At 45.2% G+C, this 17,173-nt stretch carries 12 protein-coding genes and 2 rRNA genes; 5 read left to right on the top strand and 9 right to left on the bottom strand.

All coding sequences use genetic code 11. The annotated features are described in order from the left end of the window. Both ACX5J7_RS14985 and rrf read left to right on the top strand, forming a co-directional pair. Window positions 1–1,408 (top strand): 23S ribosomal RNA (locus ACX5J7_RS14985); the annotation flags it as partial. Window positions 1,409–1,538: 130 nt separating this feature from the next. Further along, window positions 1,539–1,654 (top strand): 5S ribosomal RNA (rrf, locus tag ACX5J7_RS14980). Between the two features lie 195 nt (window positions 1,655–1,849). On the opposite strand, the gene ACX5J7_RS14975 is transcribed toward rrf, so the two are convergent. From ACX5J7_RS14975 to ACX5J7_RS14965, 3 genes are all read right to left on the bottom strand, one after another. Further along, window positions 1,850–3,589, bottom strand: coding sequence for an AMP-binding protein (locus ACX5J7_RS14975; protein WP_498707402.1), 1,740 nt, complete (start codon window positions 3,587–3,589; stop codon window positions 1,850–1,852). 357 nt (window positions 3,590–3,946) lie between these two features. Continuing rightward, window positions 3,947–4,525, bottom strand: a complete 579-nt coding sequence (locus tag ACX5J7_RS14970) for an EF-hand domain-containing protein (protein WP_020744279.1) — start codon at window positions 4,523–4,525, stop codon at window positions 3,947–3,949. Window positions 4,526–4,779: 254 nt separating this feature from the next. Continuing rightward, on the bottom strand, window positions 4,780–7,152 hold the full coding sequence (locus ACX5J7_RS14965) for a DNA polymerase II (protein WP_498707401.1): 2,373 nt from the start codon (window positions 7,150–7,152) through the stop codon (window positions 4,780–4,782). Window positions 7,153–7,397: 245 nt separating this feature from the next. Between ACX5J7_RS14965 and ACX5J7_RS14960 the strand changes: the two genes are divergently transcribed. Further along, window positions 7,398–8,429, top strand: a complete 1,032-nt coding sequence (locus ACX5J7_RS14960) for an MBL fold metallo-hydrolase (protein WP_498707400.1) — start codon at window positions 7,398–7,400, stop codon at window positions 8,427–8,429. A 68-nt stretch (window positions 8,430–8,497) separates the two neighbouring features. On the opposite strand, the gene ACX5J7_RS14955 is transcribed toward ACX5J7_RS14960, so the two are convergent. The 6 genes from ACX5J7_RS14955 to ACX5J7_RS14930 form a co-directional block, all read right to left on the bottom strand. Further along, window positions 8,498–9,808 carry a sensor histidine kinase gene (locus tag ACX5J7_RS14955; protein ID WP_474115842.1) on the bottom strand — a complete coding sequence of 437 codons (1,311 nt, stop codon included), beginning with the start codon at window positions 9,806–9,808 and terminating at the stop codon, window positions 8,498–8,500. Further along, entirely contained in the window at window positions 9,808–10,392 is a 585-nt protein-coding gene (locus tag ACX5J7_RS14950) for a chemotaxis protein CheX (RefSeq protein WP_015068067.1), read from the bottom strand. The genes ACX5J7_RS14955 and ACX5J7_RS14950 overlap by 1 nt, the downstream gene beginning before the upstream one ends. Then, entirely contained in the window at window positions 10,389–10,754 is a 366-nt protein-coding gene (locus tag ACX5J7_RS14945; protein ID WP_015068066.1) for a response regulator, read from the bottom strand. The genes ACX5J7_RS14950 and ACX5J7_RS14945 overlap by 4 nt, the downstream gene beginning before the upstream one ends. 246 nt (window positions 10,755–11,000) lie before the next feature. Continuing rightward, the gene (locus ACX5J7_RS14940; protein WP_015068065.1) at window positions 11,001–12,176 is read right to left on the bottom strand and encodes a pyridoxal phosphate-dependent aminotransferase; all 1,176 of its coding nucleotides are present in this window, start codon (window positions 12,174–12,176) and stop codon (window positions 11,001–11,003) included. 23 nt (window positions 12,177–12,199) lie between these two features. Then, window positions 12,200–13,021, bottom strand: coding sequence for a sulfite exporter TauE/SafE family protein (locus ACX5J7_RS14935; RefSeq protein ID WP_020744275.1), 822 nt, complete (start codon window positions 13,019–13,021; stop codon window positions 12,200–12,202). A 114-nt stretch (window positions 13,022–13,135) separates the two neighbouring features. Then, window positions 13,136–15,730 carry a TonB-dependent receptor plug domain-containing protein gene (locus tag ACX5J7_RS14930; RefSeq protein ID WP_498707399.1) on the bottom strand — a complete coding sequence of 865 codons (2,595 nt, stop codon included), beginning with the start codon at window positions 15,728–15,730 and terminating at the stop codon, window positions 13,136–13,138. Between the two features lie 429 nt (window positions 15,731–16,159). Between ACX5J7_RS14930 and ACX5J7_RS14925 the strand changes: the two genes are divergently transcribed. Continuing rightward, window positions 16,160–16,441, top strand: a complete 282-nt coding sequence (locus ACX5J7_RS14925) for a LysR family transcriptional regulator (protein ID WP_498707398.1) — start codon at window positions 16,160–16,162, stop codon at window positions 16,439–16,441. A gap of 7 nt (window positions 16,442–16,448) precedes the next feature. Beyond that, window positions 16,449–17,141, top strand: a complete 693-nt coding sequence (locus ACX5J7_RS14920; RefSeq protein ID WP_498707396.1) for a LysR substrate-binding domain-containing protein — start codon at window positions 16,449–16,451, stop codon at window positions 17,139–17,141. Window positions 17,142–17,173: the final 32 nt, after the last annotated feature.

Below are 17,173 nucleotides of genomic sequence, written 5' to 3'. Positions count from 1 at the left end.
GTAAATCCGGAATTCTAAGGCCGAGACGCGAGACGAGCTCCCAAGGGAGTGAAGTTGTTGATGCCCTGCTTCCAGGAAAAGCTTCTAAACTTATGATTATATGAACCGTACCCCAAACCGACACAGGTGGTCAGGTAGAGAATACTAAGGCGCTTGAGAGAACTCGGGTGAAGGAACTCGGCAAAATTGTACCGTAACTTCGGGAGAAGGTACGCCTCTGTTTGTGAACACTTTACGTGGTAAGCAAATGGAGGCCGCAGTGACCAGGTGGCTGGGACTGTTTATTAAAAACACAGCACTCTGCAAACTCGTAAGAGGACGTATAGGGTGTGACACCTGCCCGGTGCCGGAAGGTTAATTGATGGGGTTAGTCCTCGGACGAAGCTCTTGATCGAAGCCCCGGTAAACGGCGGCCGTAACTATAACGGTCCTAAGGTAGCGAAATTCCTTGTCGGGTAAGTTCCGACCTGCACGAATGGTGTAACCATGGCCACGCTGTCTCCACCCGAGACTCAGTGAAATTGAAATCGCAGTGAAGATGCTGTGTACCCGCACCTAGACGGAAAGACCCCGTGAACCTTTACTACAGCTTGGCACTGAACATTGAACCTACATGTGTAGGATAGGTGGGAGGCTTTGAAGCACAGTCGCTAGATTGTGTGGAGCCGTCCTTGAAATACCACCCTTGTATGTTTGATGTTCTAACATTGGCCCCTTATCGGGGTTGTGGACAGTGTCTGGTGGGTAGTTTGACTGGGGCGGTCTCCTCCCAAATAGTAACGGAGGAGCACGAAGGTTAGCTAATCACGGTCGGACATCGTGAGGTTAGTGCAATGGCATAAGCTAGCTTAACTGCGAGACAGACACGTCGAGCAGGTACGAAAGTAGGTCATAGTGATCCGGTGGTTCTGTATGGAAGGGCCATCGCTCAACGGATAAAAGGTACTCCGGGGATAACAGGCTGATACCGCCCAAGAGTTCATATCGACGGCGGTGTTTGGCACCTCGATGTCGGCTCATCACATCCTGGGGCTGAAGTCGGTCCCAAGGGTATGGCTGTTCGCCATTTAAAGTGGTACGCGAGCTGGGTTTAGAACGTCGTGAGACAGTTCGGTCCCTATCTGGTGTGGGCGTTGGATGATTGATGGGAGCTGCTCCTAGTACGAGAGGACCGGAGTGGACGAACCGCTGGTGTTCGGGTTGTCATGCCAATGGCATTGCCCGGTAGCTATGTTCGGAACGGATAACCGCTGAAAGCATCTAAGCGGGAAGCCGGCCCAAAGATGAGTCATCCCTGACCTTTAAGGTCTGGAAGGGTTGTTATAGACGATGACGTTGATAGGCAGGGTGTGGAAGCGTTGTAAGGCGTTAAGCTAACCTGTACTAATTGCCCGAGAGGCTTAACCATACAACGCCTAAAAGGCTTCGGTGAGAAGTTGGCGTTGTAAGCAAAGACAAGCTAAAAGCAAGATGGAGTAAAAAGTAAGTTACTCACTGATTGAATTAATATTATCTTTCCCAAATTGTTATCAGTTTTTCCTGGCAGCCATAGCGATACGGTACCACCTGATTCCATTCCGAACTCAGAAGTGAAACGTATTAGCGCCGATGGTAGTGTGGGGTTTCCCCATGTGAGAGTAGGACACTGCCAGGTCCTTATTTCGAAAAGCCCTTGTCTTACGACAAGGGCTTTTTCGTTAGGAAGCAAAGCGAGTACTCTGTAGTCAAAAACTGAGGGTACTGTGTGTCTTCCTTGCGCAAAAGTCGCGACAAAGAGCGTCACGATTTTGCACCACTAAACCCTCCTAACGGCGGGTTTTTTGTGTTTGGGAGAAAGGAAATTATGGGGTTATGCTTCAGTTTTTAATGCTTGTTTCTTCAGTGTTTCTATCATGTGTTCGCGCATTTTAAACTTCTGTAGTTTGCCTGTGACCGTCATGGGATAGTCTTGTACTACATTTATGTATTTTGGAACCTTAAAGTAAGCTAGCTTAGACTTAAGATACTCACGTATCTTTTCTTCATCAATGTGACGATTTTCTTTAGCTTTTATCCAAAGACAAACTTGTTCTCCGTATCTATCGTCTGGAATACCAAATACGGCGGCATCAGATACGTCGTTGTGTTGATACAATACCTCTTCTATCTCTCGCGGATAGATATTTTCACCACCGCGGATGATCATATCTTTTATCCGTCCTACTATGGTGACATATCCTTCGTCGTCCATTTCACCGAGATCGCCAGAGTGTAACCAACCTTCATCATCGATCGTTGCTTTTGTCTTAGCTTCATCTCCCCAGTAGCCTTTCATTACACAATAACCTTTCGCGCAAATTTCTCCTGGCTCACCAATTGGTAACGTATTACCCTTAGCGTCAATAATTTTAACTTCAGTATGAGGCATTGCACGGCCTACGGTCTTCACTTGCTTCTCGAAAGGGGAGTCTATGTCGGTAATATGATTAATAGGACTGCATTCCGTTTGTCCGTAACCTATAACCACTTCGGTCATATTGAACTCACTATGCACTTTGCGCATAAGCTCTTCTGGGCAAGTACTGCCAGCCATTACTCCCGTCCGTAATGTCGATAAATCAAATTCTTTAAAGTTCGGTAGCTCTAGCTCAGCGATAAACATAGTTGGAACCCCATGCAACGCGGTGCATTTTTCTTCCTCCACAGTACGAAGTGTAGTTTCAGGGGCGAATGATTCACCAGGAAAGACGGCACAAGCCCCAGATGCTAAGCACACCAAATTACCCAACACCATTCCAAAGCAATGGTAAAGCGGAACGGGTATACATAGCTTATCTTTGTGTGTGAAGCGCATGGCTTGGGCCACAAGTAATCCGTTATTGAGAATATTTCGGTGTGTTAACGTAGCGCCCTTAGGGTTTCCTGTGGTCCCAGAAGTAAACTGAATATTAATGTTATCGTCTGCGCTCAGTTCAGCTTCTATCTCTGTAAGTTTAATGCGCAATGACTCTGCCGGCTCTTTCTGCAGGGCTGAAAAGGGGAGTAGTCTGTCTACTGGTTTGTCACCTATAGTGTAGATGAACTTAAGTGACGGTAACATTGAAAGAGAAAGTGGCTGCGCTAGGGAGTCGCTTCTATCATCCTCTATTTCAGGGGCAAGTTCTTTTAACATCGCTACGTAGTTAGACTGTTTAAAAGATTGGGCCATGACAAGGTATTTAACCTGAACATTATTTATGGCAAACGCGAGTTCATCAGGGCGGTAAGCTGGGTTTAGGCACACCATTATTGCGCCAATACGTGCTGTAGCCATTTGCACAATAGACCACTCTATATTGTTGGGTGACCAAATACCTACTCTATCACCTGGTTCTACACCGTTAACAAGCAATCCACACGCTACTCGTTCGATTTGAAGCCAGTACTCTTTATACGTCCAATTAATGTTCTGATGTCGAACAACAATGGCTGGGTGGTCTGTGTAATTGTCGACAACTCTTTTGAAGTACTGACCAATCGTCAGTGAAGTTAGTTCTGCATTCTTAGGCCCTATAAACTCACTTTTTGAAAGAGGAAACGAAGTGTTAGGTAAGCTGTCTGATTCCATCATAATTTGCCTCCATGCGCGTACGCATCTGCTGTAGAGAAACACTGTTAGTTTTGAGGTACGCTATTCAAATTAATAGCGCGTTTAAAATACACACGTAAAACGCTAAAAAAAAAAATAGCGTGGTAAACATATATTTTAATAATTATTAACAATATTGTTGCAAGTGGGTTTTGTCGACAAGATGTTAGTCTTATATGGCGTCGTTCAGCGACAATATTTTGTATTTCGTCGCAGGTGATAATAAAGAAATGAGGTCTAAAGCACTGTCTCTCATACAGGAAAGACCTATTAAGCAAAAAAAGCCCCGCTTAGTTAGCGGGGCATAAAATCGGGAAACTACAACAAATTTACGCCGAACTATTCTGATTCGATTTCTTCAAAATAGGTGCGGTATTCCATGCGCGTAATATATGAATCACCATCTTCATCCATCGATTCAAAGTCGCCTTCAACGTCCGCTACGTCAAGTTCGGTCTCGCTGATTTTGCCGTCGCTATCCATGTCGATTTCAGTGAACTTAGCGTTTGCGGTCGCTGACATTTCAGTACGCAACTCCTTATTCTTTTCTGAGATCATTTCGTTATCTGCTTTAGAAAAGAGCTCAGGGTTGCCTTTCTCAGTTAGCGCCGCGTCATTGGTTCCTTCTGTCTGTACTTGAGTGATAATCTCGTCGCTAAACATTGACGGTTTCTCATCAACAAACGTGTTGAATTCTGTACGGCTAACCATGCTATCTCCATCAGTGTCCATTTTAGAGACCAATTTGCTGTCGATAGCACCTGATGACTCTGAGCCAACAATGTAACCATTGCTGTCTTTATCGAGTGCGTTGAAGCCCATAGTGATCTTTTCTTCATGGTGACCTGCAAATGCTGATGTTGACAGTGTAGCAGCGACAACAGCACCAGTAATCATACTTAACTTTGTGATCTTCATAATCAAATTCCTTCTGTTTCTCTTTGCGAACACGGGCGATCAATTGCCCTAACCACTAAATTGAACGCATGTTGATTGGAGTAAAAACTTCGATCAAACCTATTTAGCTACTCACTTATCTTTTATTCACTTGTCGTGCCAATGAAATAAGCTAATGAAATAAATGAGAAAAACGGTTTTTTGACTGTGCGAGGAGTGTAATATTTTTGTTAAATTGTCACGCAGCATGAAAGATCTTCATACGCAAGCTAACGCTAGAATAAGGTAAGTTGATCGTTAGCAATCTGTTCAAAGTTTAACGAGATAAGAGGTAGTATGCTTTCCGCAATAGGCTTTATTTGCTTTTCGATATAATGATCATAGTCAAGGGGGGCGAACGCGGTTTCCACAGTCTGCGGGCCTTGAACTGTAATCACATAGGCAATTGTTGTGTTTGTTTGATAGCGCAATGGCAACCCTTGCTCTTTAAAATGCTCATCAGCTCGCCGCGCAGCTTTTACATGGGGGGGAAGTGATTTAATATAAGAAGACAACGGTTTTCTTAAGCGCTTTTTGTACACTAAATCATCATCAAGTTCCCCTGCTTTAACCGCGTTTAGCATGTCACTTATATAGCTCTCTACAGGTTGACCAGTGAATACCCGTTCGTACAGTTCGTATTGAAACGTTTTAGCCAGAGTTGTCCAGTCTGAGCGCACGTTTTCTAAGCCTTTAAAGGTTAGTTGTCCGTCTTTCATTCCCGCGTAACGTTTTTTACTTCCTTCGGTAGAGCCCCTAATCGTAGGCATAAAAAACGTTGAAAAGTGAGACTCGAATTCAATCTCTAAGTGACAAGCAATGTCATAGCGGTCTTTAAGTAGTGCCGACCATTTTTCGTTGATGATTTGTGCAAGCTTAATACCCGTTTCTGTGGGCGTACCCAATGTGCCGTTACCTTCTACGTGAACAAAGGTCGAGTCGGTATCACCGTAAATGACGGTATAACCGAGTTCTTCTATCCATCCGGCAGTGGTTTGCATGATCTCATGTCCACGTAAGGTGATAGAACTCGCAAGGCGGGGATCGTAAAAGGGGCAGCCACCACTACCTAGTACACCGTAAAACGAATTCATTAATATTTTAATCGCTTGTGAACGAGGTGCATCCTTTTGCTTTTTTGCCTCGTCACGCTGCAACCATAAGTTCTCAATGATAGTAGGCAAAAAGTGGGAGGTACGACTGAATACCGCGCCTTTGAACCCTTCTATAGCATGTTTAGGCGATTTCAATCCTTCAGCCAACCCCATGGGGTCAATTTTGAATGTACGTATAATAGAAGGGTATAGACTTTTAAAGTCGAGAACTAATACATCTTTGTAGAGGCCAGGCTGTGACCGCATGACATAGCCACCTGGGCTCGCTAACCCGCCATTTTCAGGTCTAACGCCAGCAATATAAGATTTGCGATGAAGTTTAGGTAAGTATACGTTCAAAAATGCCGCCACCGACCCGCCGGGCCTCGTCATATCCAACCCCGTCAGTATGCTTCGCAACGCGAGGAAGTCGATAAATTGGGTTTGCTCCTGTATGCGGTTTACCAGCTCCGTGTCTTTATAGTTATAGTCGGCCAGCGCAATGGGGTCTTCATGATATAAACGTTTTATCGCCGCTAATTTGTCGGTCTCTTGAATAAGTTTGTTTTCACCTAACAGTGCCTCTGAAACGTTATCTAACGAGAACGACTCAAACTGATAGGTCATTGTTTTAAGTGCTTCAATGCCATCTATTACACAGCGCCCTGGTACATCAACCAAGGTTTGATCTTCCCATTGTCTGACTGAAGCTTCGCGTTCATGGCGGCCAAGGGTAAATTTGAGTTTATTCGCTTTGGCCCTTCGAGCAAGTACTGCCATGTCGAACTGCTTAACATTCCATCCTAAAATAATGTCGGGGTCGTAGGAGGTAACATAGTGAAAAAACGCGTGTAGTAGCTCTTTTTCCGAATTAAGCACTAGTAGTTGGTATGGCTTGTCGTTTCGCTGCTCCACACCCCGCTTTTCAAAAGTTGGTGGGCAAACAAGGAGCACAAGGTTTACCCCTTCACCGGCTAAAGCAATACTAAACAGCATTTCATGTTCGTCACACTCAATATCTATGCTTAGAGAAGAGAAGCGTGTTCGAAAGTGACAGGGGCGTATTTGTGCATTTTCAATTACTGTTGTCGGTGAGCTATCAGCGCCGGCGTTAGGCCCGATAAACTCAACCGCGCCATACACAAACCTTTCCATTAAATAGCGATCAGCCACACGGATGTCGGCTTCGTACAGTACAATATTTGCCTCTCGTGCAAGCTGACGTAGCTGGTGCATGTGAGACTCAGTCGCGGTTTTAACCGTGGTCACTTGCTTTTGTTCTAGCGTATTAAAGCCGTCATTCTTAATGTCTAATGTGGCCGGAATCCGTTGTGCGATGCTCTGTAACGCTTCAACATGCTCCAATGACACAAAACAGGTGGGGGCTTGTGGTGCAGATATTAACCTAACGGTACCTGTCGGCGTTTTAACCCACAGTTCTACGTAGACTTTGCCACGTAGTGTGAAGGTACCTTTATTGAGTATAAATCCTTGCTGAATTGTTGAAGCTTGCATGTATCCGTTTGAGTGAAAGGCGTTTAATGAGTGAAGGTAATAATGCGTTAATTACGTTTATCAAGCGCTATAACAAGCATCAGGAGCGAGTATACCGTTTGTTATCACCAACTCCTATAGATCTCTATTCGACAGATATGTTTGTTTTTCAATACAGAGCGGGTTAGAACCAAACTAATACAAACAAGCTTACACAACAAGCGTATGCGAAGGCGGTAAGCATAAGTAAAGTAGGTGAGGGCGATATGGAATATCTTTACGAGAAACAGGTTGAGCCGGGTAAGCTAATCGAAATTGCCGAAGGCGTACTGTGGCTGACCATGCCTCTACCTTTTGAATTAGACCATATAAACCTTTACCTAATTCGGGGGGACGGGGGCTGGGTAGTGGTCGATACTGGTATAGGAACGACTACCACCAAGTCATTATGGCAGCGTATTTTCGAGCAGCTGGACGGCCCTATAGTTGGGGTTATAGTGACGCACTTGCACCCTGACCATGTGGGTCTGGCAGGCTGGATAGCCGACACTTTTAAGGTTCCGTTTTACATGACGCAAACCGAGTATTTCACTGCTCGCGCATTTGCGGCTGGAAGGAACGGAGCTACAAATGAAAGAGACGTGCTTTACTACCAGCGCGCCGGCCTTGACGAGGTAATGATTGAGAAGCTGACAGCGACAGAGGGCAACGGCTACAGCAGTGTAGTGTCGCCGTTACCCATTAGCTATACCAGGCTTAAAGACCAGATGGAATTAGCGTTAGGTGATAATCAATGGAAGGTCATGATTGGGCGCGGTCACTCTCCCGAGCACGCTTGTTTATATAGCGAACAAAAAAATATTTTGATTTCAGGGGATCATATTTTACCCATTATCACCCCCAATATAGGCGCATATTCCACTGAGCCCGATGCTAATACGTTAGATGATTATCTTAATACGCTACCCAAATTCAAATCACTGCCAAAGGATGCCACAGTTCTACCTGCTCATAAGCTTCCGTTCATTGGCCTTCATGAGCGCGTCGACACCCTGTTAGCTCATCACCATGACCATTTAAACGTATTGGTAAATGCGTGTGAACAGCCGCAAACTGCCGTTGATTTGTTGCCGGTGCTGTTCAAAAGGAAACTATCTAGCCGAAATATGGTGTTCGCCGTGGCCGAGTGTTTGTCGCACTTAAACTACTTACTGAACCAAGGGGTGATCAGTCGAAGTGTAAATAGCAAAGGGCAGTTTGAGTTCAAAGCAAACCAGACCAAGCAGCTCGCTAGTTAAATTGTAAGGCGATAGATAATGCGCAAGGGTGTGTTTAGCCTGCTTAACCCGAGAGTTAAATGCATGAATTAGGGCGTGAGTGGGCTATCGAGCTCACGGTCTATACTCTCATTTTCCAAGCAAGATAACTGTTTGGGAATGGTTATTTCCACTACGGTTCCTTTATTTTCTTTGCTGCTTATCGATATCTTACCTTGGTGCTGTTCTATCGCGGTATAGGCTACGGATAACCCTAACCCCTGGCCTTGTCCCTCAGGTTTTGTAGTGAAAAAAGGCTCAAACAGCCGCTTTCGGTGCTTAACTGGAATACCGCACCCTGAATCGAGAATTTTAATCACTACCGAATCTCCTTTTTCGATAACACTCAATTTTACAAACCCTTTCGTTTCAATGGCTTGAGCCGCGTTAATCATGACGTTCATTAAGGCTTGTTTCAAAGGCCCGGGGTTTCCCATCACCTCGACTTTTTCGTGCTCACATTCAAACTTATAGTGTGGCGCACTATATTGCGCTGAAATTAGCGTAATCAATTGATTGCATATTGTGCACACATCGACAGTTTGAACCCCTTCTGTATTTTCCAAAGAAAAGTTTTTAAGGTTTTCAACAATGTCTTTTACTCGGGTGAGGCCATCGGTAGATTCTTCAATTAATTCTGTGATGTCTTCTTTTAACAAGTCGTAGTGATTCGATTGAAATAAGGCGTCGATTTGCTCTTTAAGTTCGTCGTTAAACTGTTCAAGCTGTGCATAAACACCATCACAGATAGAGATTAGGTGAGACGCGTATTGCCCTAGAGTATTTAGATTTGCGTTAACAAAACCAACCGGGTTATTGATCTCATGGGCAATCCCAGCCGCAAGTTGCCCGGTAGACGCCATTTTTTCAGCCTGAATAAGTTGGCTTTGTGCGGTGTCGAGTTTACGAATGAGCTTTCGTTGAGCTTCATGTTCTTTTTTTAGCGCTTCAGACAGCTTTTGCTGCGCTCTAAAGTAGCTAGCCTGGGCTGTAACATCTTGTAAGAAAATACACGCTAACTTCTGACCTGAATTTTTGTCTTTGATGGGGAGAATTTCCATATTCTGATACATCTGCGTTTCTTCACCCGTAATGGGGCGAGAGCTTTTAAATGGAAATATATGAGGGCGCTGCTCCCAGTAACTAAAGCTTGGGTGCTGCAGCACAAACACCGATTTTAATCTGCGTTTTAAAAACTTCGCTTGCCCTTGGAATAGGTCTGTAACCGGTGTGTCTTTGTAGCAGTCTCGCAAATCGTGAGGCAGTCTATCTAGAAAAAAATCATTCAAGTAAACAACGTTAAACTGCTCATCAACTATGCCTATTCCGACAGGTAATTTACCTACCAGCTGTTCAAACATTATGCGAGCAACTCATCCAGCGTATTTTTCATTCGAGCAAGCGATTCATCGTCGAGGCAGAAAACCACGCGCATGCTAAACGAAGAGATAGCAATAACGAATTGGACTTCCATGACTAAACTATGTTGCCACTTTAAATCATCGAAATTGCTCTTATCGGGTTGAAACAGGGTAGGCATATTCAAGTTAGTCGTCAGCTCTAATTGTTCCGAAAGACCCGCTAAACAAGCCCCCGCTAAGATGTTACACAGTTCTAATATAATTTCCTGAATGTCTTCTTCACTTAATGGATCTTCGTAATCCATCAAGGTGGCAACTTCTGTCAAACCCGCCTGAGAGAGTACGGACATCACTTCACCGTGAACGTCTCCTAAAAACGACTGGCGGGTGTAAAAAGCCCCTTCAGTTTCAAACAATAGTCCATACAGTTGTGTAGGGGTGACTGCTGAAATTTTGGGAATAGAAATATCTATCTTGGTTTCAATTAACTGAGCGAGCGAGTTTGCCGCTTGCCCCATAGAAATATTCAGCAATTCCTGAAGCGCATCTCTTTGCTCTTCATCTAGTGGTAATACGATGCTCATAGATACCCCAACTCAAACAACGTCATTGCTAATTCTTCTTTATCTAAGGGTTTGCGAAGAAAACGCTTGGCTCCGAGAGATAAAACAATTTTTTGCTTTTCAGGTTGAAAGTCTGCGCTGATAACAATGACATTCGGCGCGTCTGTCTTTTCGTGCAGAAACTCTAATACGCCTACACCGTCTACTTCAGGCATAGTGAGATCTAATAGAACGAGCGCAAAGTTACTCTCTGTTAAGGCATCTATAGCTTCTTGGCCATTGGTTGCTTCAACAATATTGTATTCAAGATCTTCGGGAAGTGCTCGTATAACGCTACGCCTCGACAGTTTTGAATCATCAGCAACTAAGACAGAAAGTGACATTTACAGCCTCCTTTATTGGCATTTTTGTGATATGCCGTTTTAGTAAAGTATGTGCAGTTTTAGCGTTACTGCAACAATACCTTTAAATTTTGTTGCTCGGGGGGGCGATGAGCAGCAATACGTCATCTTGAGTATATGACAGAGGTGACTTTTGTGCGTATTAGACTTTTAGTTGAATTGAATAAAGCGTTAATTGTAAGGGGGAGGTAAGGGTGTGAACCGCCACTCGATACACACCACAACATTTTAGGTATTTTGCATCTTGTACATCTTATCGAGTGCCGCGGGCATGGCATCAACATAACGTTTAACGTCGGCAATTTTACCCATACTTACGCGAGACCAATTATCGTAAGTGCGATAAATCCCTCGTATTAGCACGTCTTTCTCAGCCATCGCTTGGCGAAAATACTCAGCGTTACCATCGCCTAAGTTCACGAAAATAAAGTTAGTACTTGATGGCAGTGCCGTCAAACCGTTGGCTTTAACGGCGTCCATAACCATTGCCTTACCCTCATAAATTTTTTCTTTTGAAAAAGTTAAAAAGGCATCATCGTTGTAGCTAGCAATTGCGGCGGCAAGACCGGCTTGGTTTAATGTATATCCGCCCATTCCATAGCGATTAATCCATTCAGTGTTTTCTTCAGAGGCGATGAGGTAACCAACTCGCATGCCTGCAAGGCCGTAGATTTTAGAAAACGTACGCGCAACAATGACATTATGGCCGGCTTTAACCAGCGGGATCATGGTGTGCTTTGGCGGTTCGTCGATAAGTTCATTATAGGCTTCATCAACCAGTACGAGGGTTTTCTTAGATGCTTTTATGCAGAAATCTCGTAGCTTATTAGGGTCGAGTACTTTACCGGTCGGATTGTTTGGATTACAAATATGTACCATTCCAATTGAGTCATCGATGGCGGCGTACATCGCATCAAGGTCAATATCGAGTTCGGCGGTGTTGGCAATTCTCATTATCTCGGGTGCACCCTGCTTTTCAGGGGCTTTAGAGGTGGTATCCCAAAACAGATCCGGACCAAGAATTTTTCCATTTTTACTCGCGGCAACGGCGGCATAAGACAGTATCGGGCTTGAACCCGCACTCAATGAAATATGCTTACGCGTAATGCCGTGACGTTCTGCAATCATATCGAGAAGTGTCATAGCGGCGGGGTACGCATAATAAGCGCCACCTTGGGCTGACGCGGTGGCAATTGCTTCTAGAGCTGCTGGGCTTGGGCCAAAAGGGTTTTCATTGGCATTGAGTTTTGCAACGCCTGGCTTTGGGCCGTATATAACGGAGGGCTGACTCGCAGCGGCTTCTACAGACTGCGCACTAACTAGATTGCTTAATCCACTTGCGCCTATCGCCGACGCGGCTACAGAGCCACCGATAAATAAACGTCTTGAACGGTTATAACTCACGGTTTTTCTCCTTTTTAAACTACTTATATGGCTTTATAAAACATGGCGCTCGATACAATGACGAGGTAAATACCAAATAAGCGTTTTAACTTCTTCTCGCTGAAGTTGTGCGCCATTTTCGCGCCAATTGGCGCGGTAAAGATCGCACCAATACTAATTGCAACAAGGGCTGGAATATTGATGTAACCGATGGTGCCTACCGGAAGTGAGGCAGTGTCGGGATGCTTCATGAACAAAAAGCCTATCGCACCTGGAAGACCAATTAAAAAGCCTACACCAGCTGCGGTTGCTACCGCTTGCTGTATGGTTCGCTGACACATAACCATGGTGATAACAGTAGGGGTGCCGCCGCCTATACCAAGTAATGCAGAAAAGCCGCCGAGTACAAACGCCAGTACAGCTTTACCAATACCCTTAGGCATGTTGAAAACAAGCCCGGGTCGAACGACGAACTCAGGGAAAAGAAAATAGACCGAATATAGTAGAACGCCTGCAGCGAATACAACGGTTAGCCCGTTGGCGCTTGAGTTGTTAGCAATCAATAACCCGCCGCCAACGCCAAGAATAAGCCATATACTCCACGAGCGAAGAATGTCAAAATCAACAGCGCCTTTCGCACGGTGCGCCATGACAGACCGAGCACTAGAAACAACGATAGACGCTAAAGACGTCCCTATTGCAACTTTAACCAATGCTTCTGAAGGGGGAGTAAAAAAGGGAAAAACGGCAAGCAATGCCGGCACAACCACAAACCCACCGCCATTACCAAACAGGCCTGCTGTAATGCCTGCAATAGCACCGGTAATACATAAAGTAACTACAAACCACAGTAGTTCTAATTCCATCTGCTTTCTTCTCCGCTTAAAACAGCTAAAAACATGAGTGACCTTTAACGTTTTTCTTATATAAAGTTAATTAAAACGCTAACACCGACAACAGTCGGTGTTAGCGAGAGTGCATTAGAAGCGAGCGGCGAGTCGGGTGTAATAATACCCCCCTTGCCAATCGACAACCGAGCCAGAGTCATAAACTTCACCACAACAGGCGTCGCCATTAGTGCTAACGTCGGGGTAGTTATCGAAGAGATTTCTCACGCCTACTGATAACGTGAGGTTTTCGTTAATGAGATAAGACCCTTCAATATCGAACATGAACTCATCGCCGAATGTTTGAATACTCGTCGCGTTTTCTCCATCATCGCTACCCGCATTTTCGTACTCGCCGAAATAACTCAAGCGAGCAACGGCAGACCATACGTCGTAGCTATGTGTCACTGAGAACACACCGCGCATTTCAGGGCGACTGTTTTCAAAGTCGAACTGATCTTCAGCATCAAGGTATTCACTAGGGTCAGAGTCAAACTCTGTTTTGTTGTAGTTCACAGAGCCGGTTAACACTGTAGCGCCGTATTTAGACTCCATTTTGTAGGTGGCAACTACGTCGACCCCTTCGGTTACCGTATCGAAGGCGTTTTGGAAGAAGAACACGCCACCAATAGATTCGGCGCCCGATACATTCGCACCTGAAAGCGCAAGGTAGTTTTGGTATGCATCATAGCCATCGGCGTCAGGGTCGGTGACCACTGTGGTTGAAACATCGCGTGTAGAAACCGAGTAAAGTCGGTCTTCTAGCTTAATGTTGTAGTAGTCGACAGTAAGCGTTAAGTCGCCGTAGTTAGCAGTCATACCCAACGTGAAGTTAGTCGACTTTTCAGGCAAGAGCGCTTCGGCACCAAGGGCTTGCGCTACATCGCCACCCGCTGGGAATAAACCTGTTGCAACAGGGAAGCCATCTGGCAAGCGAGTAGAAACGTTAGTTGTGCCTTGCTGGCCGGGTGTAGGCGCTCTAAAACCTGTACCAAATGACGATCTAAAGCCTACATCATCCGTTAGTTGGTAGAACCCTGCGACTTTGTATACCACCTCAGAACCAAAGTCCGAATAATCCTCATATCGCAGTGCTGCCTGGGCAAAAAGTTCATCGGTAATATCACCTGAAATGTCGGTATAAACGGCATAGGAGTCACGTTCGTACGAACCTGAGTAATCTGGAGAGTATCCAGGGAAGCCGTTAGAGCCAACGCCTACTACAGTATAAACGGCGTCGTCTGGGTCAGAACAATCTAGTGAGGAACCTGCTGCAATGACAGATAGGCCCGCAGCCGTTGCTGTGGTTCCGTCACAGAATCCGTAAGGGTCGGACGTTGCGTAAGGACCGGCAAAGTATGATGCTTCTTCACCTTCAGATATTTCATATGACTCATCTAGGTAACTTGCGCCAAAGGCAAGAACGTACTCGCTAAGGTCGTAGGTAAAGTCAGCTTGTATTTGTGTTTCTTCATTGGTGAGGTCGCCCGGCTCGAAAGAGGTGGGTGACATGTTGCCTAATGATGGGTTTATTGTATTGGCAAGGGTATAGGAAATTTCATTATTTCCGTAACGTCCACTAATATCATAGGTAAGGTCGCCCGACATACCTTTGATACCGCCTACAAAAGAGTAATCGGTTACGTCACCAAAGAAGCGCGGCGTAAACCCTCCGGGAAAGAATTCGGTTGGGTTCCAGATAGAGCCGTCTTCAAGGCGAATATCTTCAATTGTACCGTTGCCTGGGTAGCGATAGTAGAACGAACCATCGCCTTCACTTTCTGAGTAGTTACCAAAAGCATAAAGCTCAGCTTCAGGAGACAAGGCGTAGCCCGCATTCACAAATACCCGCGTACCGCTTGTATTCGGTTGTCCCCACGGCTGTACCACGTCTGAACCATGTACACTATTGGCCATGGCTGTTGCATCGGCAATATACTGTTCTGATTGCTCGTCAACACAGAACCACGGCTCACAATATTGTTCACCCCTAAATGTTGCTTCGCTATCTGAATATTCTGCTGAGATACTTAAAAAGCCATCGTCTCCAAGGGCAAAACCTTTATTGCCGGTAACGGTTATTTGGTCACCGTCACCTTCATAGTACGTGCCATAATCAGCGGTAAAAGAACCGCCTTCCGTGTTGTCTTTAAGCTGGAAGTTAATAACACCAGCGATAGCATCTGAACCGTATTGCGCTGCCGCGCCGTCTCGAAGTACTTCTACTGTTTTAATGGCTGCTGTGGGGATAGTTGCAATGTCTGGGCCCTGTGTACCCGAGCCGCCAATAGAAACAAGTGCTGCTCTATGGCGTCGCTTAGAGTTAACCAGTACCAAGGTTTTATCGGTAGGCATGCCACGAAGTGTTGCGGGGCGAATAAAGGTTCCACCGTCAGATATAGGCTGACGGCCAACGGAGTAAGAGGGAACCAAGGTCATAAGAACGTTGTTCATATCGGTAAAAGCTACTGCCTCTACGTCTTCTGCGGTTAATACATCAACCGGCACAGGAGAACTGGTCACCGACCGTGGCGCGCCTCGCGCCCCAACAACAGCGATGCGTTCTAAGTCTTTCGCTTCGGCGGTTTCTTCTGTCACTTCTTGCGCTTGTGCAAGCATTGACGTGGTAAAAAGGGTTAATCCGGTAAGTGCGTAACGTACTGCAGTATGGAGTTTCTTTTGTTTCATCAGTGTTCCCAATCGTGCTTATTGCTACTTAATTTGTGAATGTGGATTGTTTAAATCTGCACTCTTTTTAGGCACGCACGAGCACCACATTGATGCGTTTCGCATCTTGTTATTGTTGTTGTGTAACTCGTGTACAGGGTCTAGGCTAAAAACTCTTTCGCGCTCGCGGAAGAAAGAAGAATATTCAGGGGTATAAGAAAAGTATTGACCCTAAGCGAACGGCCCATTTTACTTGGTGTTAGACTTAAGTATTAAGCTGCATCAGATTTTTTGTCTCTCCCATTTCCCCGCAATTTTTACAAATTTGCTGCATATAACTGATTGGAATGGCATATAGCTTGCGTTAAACCACAGTGCGCATACTGTCAAATCAATCGATTTGGGGCCAAGCGCAATCTATATTTGCTGCGGGTTTATTAAGGGGGACGAGTGCATTCTAAACAGCTGCATTATTTTATAACGACGGTACAAAAGGGAAGTATTGCGGCTGCCGCCAGAGCGTTAGATATAGCGCAGCCGGCTATAAGTCAGCAAATAGCAAGTTTAGAAAGGGAAGTAAAAGCCACGTTACTTGAAAGAAGCTTTTCTGGGGTTAACCTTACGCCTGCGGGAAAAGTATTTTACAAGCACGCCGAGAAAATTGCAGATGAAATAGATAATGTAAAGTTAGCCATGGAGGCATTTCACCCGGCACAGCACAAAAAAACTTAAGATTGGTATGCTGCCTTCAATTGGCAATGTACTTTCACTGCCGTTATTAACTGAAATTACAAAAAATCACAAACACGTAAAAGTAGAGATCAGTACCGGACCTTCTTACACTATCAATGATTGGCTTGAATCTAAGCAGGTGGACATCGCGCTGACCTACCAACAGGCTATTGAACCTAGGTTCATGAACCTAACGCCGCTTATTCAAGAAGAATTACACTTGGTTTTCACCGCTTCACCGGCCTATTCTCAGTACGCCGAGCTAAGAGAAAAGTCGTTCATCAAGTTTTGGGAGATAAGCGAGCTGCCGCTTTTATCTCCAGGCAATAAAGACGCCTTAGGCCAGCTTATCGCTGATTATGAAAAAGCGACGGGGGTAAGTTTAAAGCACGATCTGGCTTATTCGGGGCAGCTTATGACGGGGTTAAGACAGGTTATGCAGGGAGAAGGCGTAATGATTTTGCCCACTTCAGCTATCTTTCACCTTAGAGAGTCGGGGCTGATATCCACGCTTAAAATCACTCAGCCTGAAATGCACCGAACGGTCTTAGCGGCAACCAATAAGCAGGTTAAGTTGACGCAAGACGTTGGCCATATCATCGATGTTATTAGACAGGTAGTGGCGCAAGAAAATACCCTTAACCACTGGTGCGGCACGCTAGAATTTGCGTCATCGACGTTTATTGCCCAATCGGCATAATATTACGCCCTGTCTAAACCTTGCTAGCTGGG

The organism is Alteromonas infernus, from assembly GCF_902705815.1.
This window is presented reverse-complemented; position numbering and strand designations above follow the sequence as displayed.